Genomic DNA, 2,767 nt, shown 5'->3' with positions numbered 1-2,767 from the left:
GGGCGGCTCCTTTGAAGGGCTGCCCGGTTTACTATCCTAAGCCATGGGAAGAAAACCTGAAGAACTTCACCCCTATCTGCTTGATAACTTCAAGCAGACCGCTAAACGGTACGCCGAACAGTATCCAGATGACCCGCAGCCGTTCTTAACCGAAACACGCAGGTCCCTGGAAGAGCAGCAAGCCTATTACGCCCAGGGCCGAGAGGATCTTGCCAAAGTAAATGCTCTTCGTAAAACCGCAGGTCTTGGACCTCTCACCGCAGAGGAAAACAAGCGGAAGGTAACCAACGCCAAACCCGGCAAAACGCTTCACTCGGTAGGTCCATCACTGGCGTACGACATTGCCTTCAAAAAAGGCAAAAAGGCTTTTTACGACGTGCCTTACTTTAAAAAGTTCGCGTCTCTTGCACTCGAAGATCAACGTATTGAGTGGGGTGGTAACTGGACGGGCTTTGTTGATTATCCGCATTTCCAGTTTCGCGGGGTACGGGCTACGCAGCTTTTTCAACCTGCTTTCGACCCGATCAAATTCACCAATAAATACGTCGGAAATGATACAAAACCAAATCACGATCGATAAGCTGGCGGCCATCTTTCAGGGAGGGGCTTTCAACTTTCACTTTCACGTAGGCATCATTAAGACGTTTGAAAAGTATAACGTCTGGCCTGATTACATCGAAGCCGTATCCGCTGGCACACTCGCCAGTGTGTTCCTGGCCATGCGAAAAACCAAGGAGCTGTACGCACTGGCCGACCGATTAGTCGTAGAGCAGCATAAAATGATCTGGACTTCCCCGTTCATTAATGAGCAGTCCGGACAAATCTCGGTCGATACCGAAGCAGTGCTCGCTCACCTGGGCATCAAAGGCAATGTGGGCACCATCTGGCAGCTGGTCACGAATAAAAAGAAGGTCCTGAAGAAAGCCGGCGATCAGCTTAAGAAACTGCCCGCTTTGGCTGATAACACGCCCTTGTTTGAGTTGCTCAAGCAGCACGTCAAGCTTGCCGATATGGCGATCCCTTTCCGATGCCGGTTCGTGTGCTACGATACAGGTGATGCTGTTAGCGTAGGGCCTGAGGACTTTGACGACGATACCGAGTTCTGTAAAGCTCTCTGGGCCAGTGCCACGATGCCGGGATTCTGGGCGTTGATTGACTCGATCCGCCTCAAAGACGGTACCGTGTACCGGAACTGTGCTGATGGCGGCGTACGGGATAATTCCCCGATCATGTCGGCCGTCGAATACATTGACCGGGACGAAACGCCTACTCACCGCTGGGGTGCAGTCGCGGCAAACTGCAACAACGATTTCCTACCCGAGCACTACGATGGTAAGATGAATCTGCTCGAAGCCGTAGGCCGGACCTACTCAATCATTATGAACGAGATGGGCGTTTCCGACTTTAAAACCTTTGAGCTGGTTAACCGAATTGCCCAGGCTAACGGCGGTACGACAACCGACGGGAAGAAAACGTATCGGTACTACAACTTTTCGAAAATCCAGCCTTATGAAAACGAGCTGGGTAATAGCCTGAGTACTGATCCTAAGGCTTTACGCAACCGGGAAAGGCTCGGTAAGATTCACGCCGAAGCATATTTCGCCGCTCAGGTAGCCTAGCCTATTCCCACCCATTCAACCCACGATAGAACTATGCAGGCCGCTAACCGAATCAACGATTCATGAGAGAACTTATTGAGGCGATGGGTGTGATGCCCAGCCACTTGCTAGCCGCGGTATATGGGTCGCTGTTCGGACTGCTTGTACGCTACGTTTACGAGGTTATTTTTAAACCTAAACGAAAACGTCTGCCGACCACAGAACGAATCAAATACAATTCGGCAATGTTCGTGATCGGTACTCTGGTTTCCGTGTATTGCACCGAACCAGCCGGTGAGTACTTTAAAAGGGAAGCCGATCACTTTCTATACTTTGTGGTGGGGGGAAGCGGAGTCGAATTAGGCCTTGCCTTCCTTAGGTTCCTGCGAAGTATGGCGATTATGTTTAAAAATAGGGCGTTCCTCATTGCTGCCTTAGAACTACTTATCGATAAACTCAAATCTAAAAAAGATGCCTAAAAGATGGTATTTCGAAACCTGGTTGCCGTTTTGGGATGTAGAGAAGAAAATTTTACCAGCGTTTTTGCTAGGAACGTTAGCGTTACTGGCTCGCCTGTCCGTGTACTCCATTGTGGCCCTGGGTATTTTCCTCTTGGCCCGTAAGTACGGAGATCCGGTATGGAATCAGCACAAGATCAAAGTGCTCACCGTCGAACGGGATTCACTGCAAACCGTAGTGAAAGATACCGTTGCCACCAAAGAAGCGGAGAAGGCCGCTATCAAACAGGAAAAGAACCAGGAAGTCAAAGCCCTGGTATCGGTGCTAGCCAATCCGAACGCCGAAGTGGTGAAAGTGCAGGTTGGGGATACAACCGTAGCAACTGTAAAGATTAAACCGGATACCGTTCGCAAAGATTCTGCGAAACGCGATTCGGTTCATCCATAATATAGTTTTGGTTAAGGGAAAGAGGAAACCCGTCTGGTGATGCTGGGCGGGTTTTTATATATTTATATTTCTCTACAAGAATATGGCCCTGTGCCGCAAAACATTATGGAAGATCAAATCGAAAAGGCTGCTGATCACTTCATCGAACTTTACGCCGAAGAAATTAAAAATAACGAGTTGACTGAAGACACTCTTCACAAGTGGTGGACTCAAACTCGTGACCAGTATGAGGACGTTGATTATGACGATGTAAAAGCTACTAT

Annotated in this window: 5 protein-coding genes; all 5 read left to right on the top strand. The window is 49.1% G+C overall.

Going from position 1 to position 2,767, the window contains the following annotated elements:
* Positions 1-43 precede the first annotated feature (43 nt).
* Entirely contained in the window at positions 44-580 is a 537-nt protein-coding gene (locus tag BWI93_RS27225) for a M15 family metallopeptidase (protein WP_094817079.1), read from the top strand.
* Positions 552-1,619 (top strand): patatin-like phospholipase family protein, encoded by a 1,068-nt coding sequence (locus tag BWI93_RS27220; RefSeq protein ID WP_094817078.1) that lies wholly within the window; start codon positions 552-554, stop codon positions 1,617-1,619. Before BWI93_RS27225 ends, BWI93_RS27220 begins: the two co-directional genes overlap by 29 nt.
* A 62-nt stretch (positions 1,620-1,681) precedes the next feature.
* Complete coding sequence (locus tag BWI93_RS27215) at positions 1,682-2,077, top strand: hypothetical protein (protein WP_094817077.1); 396 nt, start codon at positions 1,682-1,684, stop codon at positions 2,075-2,077.
* Entirely contained in the window at positions 2,070-2,504 is a 435-nt protein-coding gene (locus BWI93_RS27210; protein ID WP_094817076.1) for a hypothetical protein, read from the top strand. Before BWI93_RS27215 ends, BWI93_RS27210 begins: the two co-directional genes overlap by 8 nt.
* 39 nt (positions 2,505-2,543) lie before the next feature.
* The coding region (locus tag BWI93_RS27205; RefSeq protein ID WP_141217625.1) for a hypothetical protein at positions 2,544-2,767 on the top strand (224 nt) is incomplete at its 3' end.

Source organism: Siphonobacter sp. BAB-5385, assembly GCF_002261125.1.
Classification (GTDB): domain Bacteria; phylum Bacteroidota; class Bacteroidia; order Cytophagales; family Spirosomataceae; genus Siphonobacter.
This window is presented reverse-complemented; position numbering and strand designations above follow the sequence as displayed.